The 6,641-nt window shown below is 71.2% G+C and carries 5 protein-coding genes; 1 reads left to right on the forward strand and 4 read right to left on the reverse strand.

Features of this window, described 5'->3' with window-relative positions:
• Together EF903_RS26590 and nrdR are read right to left on the reverse strand one after the other, a co-directional pair.
• The coding region (locus EF903_RS26590) for a vitamin B12-dependent ribonucleotide reductase (protein WP_125547332.1) at nucleotides 1-1,833 on the reverse strand (1,833 nt) is incomplete at its 3' end.
• Between the two features lie 151 nt (nucleotides 1,834-1,984).
• Nucleotides 1,985-2,497 (reverse strand): transcriptional regulator NrdR, encoded by a 513-nt coding sequence (gene nrdR / locus EF903_RS26595; protein WP_125547334.1) that lies wholly within the window; start codon nucleotides 2,495-2,497, stop codon nucleotides 1,985-1,987.
• Between the two features lie 474 nt (nucleotides 2,498-2,971).
• Here nrdR and lexA point away from each other — a divergent pair, with 474 nt between their 5' ends.
• Complete coding sequence (gene lexA / locus EF903_RS26600; protein WP_125547336.1) at nucleotides 2,972-3,769, forward strand: transcriptional repressor LexA; 798 nt, start codon at nucleotides 2,972-2,974, stop codon at nucleotides 3,767-3,769.
• Nucleotides 3,770-3,845: 76 nt separating this feature from the next.
• Here lexA and EF903_RS26605 read toward each other — a convergent pair whose 3' ends face one another.
• Nucleotides 3,846-5,816, reverse strand: a complete 1,971-nt coding sequence (locus tag EF903_RS26605; protein WP_125547338.1) for an ATP-dependent DNA helicase — start codon at nucleotides 5,814-5,816, stop codon at nucleotides 3,846-3,848.
• A 168-nt stretch (nucleotides 5,817-5,984) separates the two neighbouring features.
• A complete protein-coding gene (locus EF903_RS26610; RefSeq protein ID WP_125547340.1) occupies nucleotides 5,985-6,596 on the reverse strand; it encodes a GNAT family N-acetyltransferase in 612 nt (203 codons plus the stop codon).
• Nucleotides 6,597-6,641 lie beyond the last annotated feature (45 nt).

Here is a 6,641-nt window from a genome sequence, read left to right on the forward strand (position 1 = left end):
CGCCTCGATCTGCTCCTCCTGGTAGCCCAGGCGGCGCAGGGCCTGCGGGACGGTGCCGTTGACGATCTGCATCGAGCCGCCGCCGACGAGCTTCTTGAACTTCACCAGGGCCAGGTCCGGCTCGACACCGGTGGTGTCGCAGGACATGGCGAGGCCGATGGTGCCGGTCGGGGCCAGCACGGAGGCCTGGGAGTTGCGGAAGCCGTTCTTCTCGCCGAGGCGCAGGACGTCCTGCCAGGCCTCGGTGGCCGCCGCCCAGATGGCGTTGTCGAGGTCGTCGGTGCGCGGCGCGGCGGCGTTGGCGTCGGCGTGCTGCTTCATGACGCGGTTGTGGGCCGTGGCGTTGCGGGCGTAGCCGTCGTACGGGCCGACGATCGCGGCGAGTTCGGCGGAGCGCCGGTAGGCGGTGCCGGTCATCAGCGAGGTGATGGACGCGGCGAGGGTGCGGCCGCCGTCGGAGTCATAGGCGTGGCCGGTCGCCATCAGCAGCGCGCCGAGGTTGGCGTAGCCGATGCCGAGCTGGCGGTAGGCGCGGGTGTTCTCGCCGATCTTCTGCGTCGGGAAGTCCGCGAAGCAGATGGAGATGTCCATGGCCGTGATGACGAGCTCGACGACCTTGGCGAAGCGCTCGGCGTCGAAGGACTGGTTGCCCTTGCCGTCGTCGTCGAGGAACTTCATCAGGTTCAGGGAGGCGAGGTTGCAGGACGTGTTGTCCAGGTGCATGTACTCGCTGCACGGGTTCGACGCGGTGATGCGGCCGGACTCGGGGCAGGTGTGCCAGTGGTTGATGACGCCGTCGTACTGGATGCCCGGGTCGGCACACGCCCAGGCGGCCTCGGCCATCTTGCGGAAGAGCGCCTTGGCGTCGACCTGCTCGATGACCTCGCCGGTCATGCGGGCGCGCAGGCCGAAGGAGGTGCCGTTCTCGACGGCCGTCATGAACTCGTCGTTCACGCGGACGGAGTTGTTGGCGTTCTGGTACTGGACGGACGTGATGTCGTCGCCACCCAGGTCCATGTCGAAGCCCGCGTCGCGCAGGGCGCGGATCTTCTCCTCTTCCTTGACCTTGGTCTCGATGAAGTCCTCGACATCCGGGTGGTCCACGTCGAGGACGACCATCTTGGCGGCGCGGCGGGTGGCGCCGCCCGACTTGATCGTTCCGGCGGACGCGTCGGCGCCGCGCATGAAGGAGACGGGGCCGGAGGCGTTGCCGCCGGAGGAGAGGAGCTCCTTGGAGGAGCGGATGCGGGAGAGGTTCAGGCCGGCGCCGGAGCCGCCCTTGAAGATCATGCCCTCTTCCTTGTACCAGTCGAGGATCGACTCCATGGAGTCGTCGACGGACAGGATGAAGCAGGCGGACACCTGCTGCGGCTGGGGCGTGCCGACGTTGAACCACACCGGGGAGTTGAAGCTGAAGATCTGGTGGAGGAGGGCGTAGGTCAGCTCGTGCTCGAAGATCTCCGCGTCGGCGGGGGACGCGAAGTAGCCGTGGTCCTCGCCGGCCTTCGTGTAGGTCTTCACGATGCGGTCGATGAGCTGCTTCAGACCGGTCTCGCGCTGCGGCGTGCCGACGGCGCCGCGGAAGTACTTGCTGGTGACGATGTTGACCGCGTTCACCGACCAGAAGTCGGGGAACTCGACGCCGCGCTGCTCGAAGTTGACCGAGCCGTCGCGCCAGTTCGTCATGACGACGTCACGGAGCTCCCAGCTCACCTCGTCGTACGGGTGCACGCCCGGGGTGGTGTGGATGCGCTCGATCCGCAGGCCGCCCTTGGCGCCCTTGGTCCCCTTGGTGCGGGAACCGCGTGCCGAGCTGCTCGCCGTCTCTGTCATGCCGCCTGCCTCCCATATACGGGCAAAAACGCCCTAAAGTGCCAGCGCTATTCCGAGGCACAGTGCTGTGTCTTGTTACGTCTTCTCCCGGCTGCGCCGGGCGGCCTCCGGGCCGAGCGGGCGTGCCGCGCCGGAGCGCGCGGCGGCCCGGTCAGTCGGAGGCGGAGGCGGGCACGGGGACCTGGGGGGTCCCGGCGGGCCCGCACTCCTCGGGGCGGGGCCGCCGGTCGCGGAGTTCCGCGATGGCGGCCTCGAAGTCTTCGAGGGTGTCGAACGCCTTGTACACGGACGCGAAGCGCAGGTACGCGACGAGGTCGAGCTCCTGGAGCGGACCGAGTATGGCCAGCCCGACGTCGTGGGTGGTCAGCTCGGCGCTCCCGGTGGCGCGCACCGCCTCCTCGACCCGCTGGCCGAGCTTGGCGAGGGCGTCCTCGGTGACGGGCCGGCCCTGGCACGCCTTGCGCACGCCGGAGATGACCTTGGTACGGCTGAAGGGCTCGGTGACACCGCTGCGCTTGATCACCATGAGCGAGGCCGTCTCGACCGTCGTGAAGCGACGGGAGCAGTCCGGGCACTGGCGGCGTCTGCGGATCGACGTGCCGTCGTCGGTGGTGCGGCTGTCGACGACGCGGCTGTCGGGGTGCCTGCAGAAGGGGCAGTGCATGGTCCCTCACCCTTCTCTAGGCACGACTGAATCACCCCTTCGGGCCCAGTGCGGCGGAATCGCTCTGCCGGGGCTCGTGGAGCAGAGCCAAGCATATGCGATCCATGGGGCCCGTGAGACCCCTGCGCTCCCCGATACCACTAGGTATGGGTGGCGCCGCCCATACAACCACTAGATCTTGTGGCGCCGCGGATTTGGTCCGCTACCGCGTGTCGCGGAGCGGGTGCGCGGGCGGGGGCGCCCGCGGTGCCACACTGGGGCCGCATGCGGGGGCGGCGGCTCGACCGGGAAGGGTACCGTAGGCAGCGGGGAACCATCCGAACCTCCGTTCGGAAATACACAACCCAATACACCTGCCATTGTGATCACGCAGGGCGATCTGCGATTTTTCACTCGAACGTGTGTTTGGCGCAACCTTTCGAAAGCAATTACCGTTGTCCAGCTAGGGAGAACATTTCGAGAGGGGCCGCCGACGTGACCACCACCGCAGACAGTGCCGCCATCACTGCCCAGAACCGCTCCCAAAGCCGACTCGAGCCGGTGCACGCCATGAACGACGCAAGCGCAAGCCCGACCCCGGAGGCGGATGCCATCCGCCCCGCTCGATCCCTGCCAGGGCGCCCCCCAGGCATCCGCGCCGACAGCTCCGGGCTCACCGACCGGCAGCGCCGGGTCATCGAGGTCATCCGGGACTCCGTGCAGCGCCGGGGCTACCCGCCGTCCATGCGGGAGATCGGCCAGGCGGTCGGCCTGTCCAGCACCTCGTCCGTCGCCCACCAGCTGATGGCCCTGGAGCGCAAGGGCTTCCTCCGCCGCGACCCGCACCGGCCCCGGGCGTACGAGGTGCGCGGCTCGGACCAGCCCAGCTCGCAGCCCACGGACACCACCGGCAAGCCCGCCGCCTCGTACGTGCCCCTGGTCGGCCGGATCGCGGCCGGCGGTCCGATCCTCGCCGAGGAGTCCGTGGAAGACGTCTTCCCGCTTCCGCGGCAGCTCGTCGGCGACGGTGAGCTCTTCGTCCTCAAGGTCGTCGGCGACTCCATGATCGAGGCCGCGATCTGCGACGGCGACTGGGTCACGGTCCGCCGCCAGCCCGTCGCCGAGAACGGCGACATCGTCGCCGCCATGCTCGACGGCGAGGCCACCGTCAAGCGCTTCAAGCGCGAGGACGGCCACGTCTGGCTGCTCCCCCACAACGCGGCGTACCAGCCGATCCCCGGTGACGAGGCGACCATCCTCGGCAAGGTCGTCGCCGTACTGCGCCGGGTCTGAGCCCGGCCCGCCAGCCAGCTCCGGGACCCACTGCGCCGGTCCCGGAGCTGTTCCATGCCCGGGCCCGGAGCACGGGCTACTTGCCGTCGGCCTTGGCCGCCGAGTCGATCGCGGACAGGGAGCGGCGGACCTGGTTGCGGTCCGTGGTGTACCAGAAGTTCGGCAGCGTCGCCTTCAGGAAGCTGCCGTACCGGGCCGTCGCCAGCCGCGGGTCCAGGACCGCGACGACGCCCCGGTCGCCCGCGGCGCGGACGAGCCGGCCGGCACCCTGGGCCATCAGCAGCGCCGCGTGCGTCGCGGCGACGGCCATGAAGCCGTTGCCGCCGTGCTCCTCGACCGACTTCTGGCGCGCGCTCATCAGCGGGTCGTCGGGCCGGGGGAAGGGGATGCGATCCATGATCACGAGCTGGCAGCTCGGCCCGGGGACGTCCACGCCCTGCCACAGGGACAGCGTCCCGAACAGGCAGGTCCGCGGATCCGCGGCGAAGTTCTTGATCAGCTCGCCGAGGGTCTCCTCCCCCTGGAGCAGGATCGGGTGGTCGAGCCGGCCCCGCAGCTCCTCGGCCGCCGCCTTGGCTCCGCGCATGGAGGAGAACAAGCCGAGGGTGCGGCCGCCGGCCGCCTCGATCAGCTCGGCGAGCTCGTCCGTCATGTCGCCGCGGGTCCCCTCGCGGCCGGGCGTGGCCAGGTGCTTGGCGACGTAGAGGATGCCCTGCTTCGGGTAGTCGAACGGCGAGCCGACGTCCAGCCCGCGCCAGACCGGCGCGTCGTCCGCCTCGACACCTTCCGGGGACAGGCCGAGCGAGGCCGCGACCCCGTTGAAGTCCCCTCCGAGCTTGAGGGTCGCCGAGGTGAGGACGACCGAGCGGTCCTCGAACAGCTTCTCCCGCAGCAGCCCCGACACCGACAGGGGGGCGACCCGCAGCGTCGCCCCGAACCGGTCGTGGCGCTCGTACCAGAGGACGTCGTACTCGGAGCCGGCGAGGATCCGCTCGGCCACCGCGTGCACGTTCTCCACGGAGGCCAGGGCCTGCTTGCGGACGGCGTCCTCGTCGGCGACGGACTTGTCCCTGGTGGAGCCGATAGCGGAGATCACCTCGCGGGCGGCGTCGCGGAGCGCCGCAAGCGCGTACCCGAGGTCTTCGGGGATCTCCTCCAGCCGGCCGGGCAGCGCCAGCTCCATCACGCGCTCGAAGGACTCGGAGGCGGTCTGGAGGGAGTCGGCCGTCTTCTCGTCGACCAGCTTCGCGGCCCGCTTCACGGCCCGGTTGACCTGCCCGGGGGTGAGTTCGCCGGTGGCGACGCCGGTCACGCGGGACACCAGCTCGTGGGCCTCGTCCACGATCAGCACCTCGTGCTGCGGCAGGACGGGCGCGCCCTCGATGGCGTCGATGGCGAGCAGGGCGTGGTTGGTGACGACGACGTCGGCCAGCTTGGCCCGCTCGCGGGCCGCCTCGGCGAAGCATTCGGCGCCGTACGGGCACTTCGACGCGCCGAGGCATTCGCGGGAGGAGACGGACACCTGGCTCCAGGCGCGGTCGGAGACGCCGGGCGTGAGGTCGTCCCGGTCTCCGGTCTCCGTCTCGTCGGCCCAGTCGCGCAGCCGCAGCAGGTCCTGGCCGAGCTTGCTGGTGGGGGCGGCGGCCTCGAATTGGTCGAAGAGGCCCTCCTCCTCGTCCTGGGGGGCGCCCTCGTGCAGCCGATGCAGGCACAGGTAGTTCGACCGGCCCTTGAGCATGGCGAACTGCGGCCGGCGGCGCAGCTGCGGGTGCAGCGCCTCGACCGTCCGGGGCAGGTCGCGCTCGACGAGCTGCCGCTGCAGGGCGAGGGTCGCCGTGGCCACGACGACGCGCTCGCCGTGCGCTAGGGCCGGGACCAGGTAGCCGAGGGACTTGCCGGTGCCGGTGCCGGCCTGGATCAGCCGGTGCGTGCTGTCGTCGATCGCTTCGGCGACCGCTTCGGCCATGGCGACCTGGCCGGGCCGCTCCGTGCCGCCGACGGCGGAGACGGCGGCGTGCAGCAGGTCGGGGAGGGAGGGCTTCGTCATAGCACCCCCCAGCCTACGGGGCGGCACCGACGGTGACGGCCATCACCGGGATGGCCGATCACCGGAAAGGGCGACGGGGAGGCGGGAACCCCGCGGCGCGGGCCGGGCGTTTTCGGGGGGAAGGACGGCAGGCGGACCGGCCGGTGGGCGGGCGCTGCGGGGTGCGGCTCAGATGAGGCTGCGGAGCGCCCGCTCGCGAACCATCAGGGCCGCGCGCTTGCCGGGCAGGTCGATGTTCCCGGTCCAGCGGAAGCCGGAGCCGAGGAAGGCGGAGACGGAGGGGGTGTTGCGGATGTCCGGTTCGGCGATGACGCGGGTGCAGCGCGGGCGGTTGTCGAGCACGAGGTTGGCGACCGCGCGCAGCAGTGCGGTCCCGAGGCCGCGGCCTCGGTTCCTGCCGTCCCCGATCAGCAGGTGGATACCGGTGTCGTGGGGGCGTGCCGGGTAGTGGCGGGCGAGCGGGTCGAGGTCGGCCCGGTAGACCTCCCAGTAGCTGACGGGGGTGCCGTCGAGGAGGCCGAGGCAGGGGAGGCTGCCGCCGTCGCCGTCGATCTGGGCCCGCAGGTGTGCGGCCGTGAGGGACGGGGGTCCGGCGAGGTCCCAGTAGGCGGCGACTTCGTGGTCGTTCATCCAGCGGGCGATCAGGTCCAGGTCGCGGTCGAGGCGGACGGGTTCCAGGCGGAAGGCGCCGGCGGCGGTGCGGGTGCTGCCCCAGCCGCTGGGCGAGTCGAGGAGGTCGGCCTCGGCGAGCAGGGGCAGCAGGCCGGCCCTGAGCCTCAGCTGGGCCGGGTGCGCGGTGGTGGGGCCGGTGGCGCGTGCGGGGGC

It is taken from the genome of Streptomyces sp. WAC05292 (assembly GCF_003949955.1).
GTDB classification, from domain to species: domain Bacteria; phylum Actinomycetota; class Actinomycetes; order Streptomycetales; family Streptomycetaceae; genus Streptomyces; species Streptomyces globosus.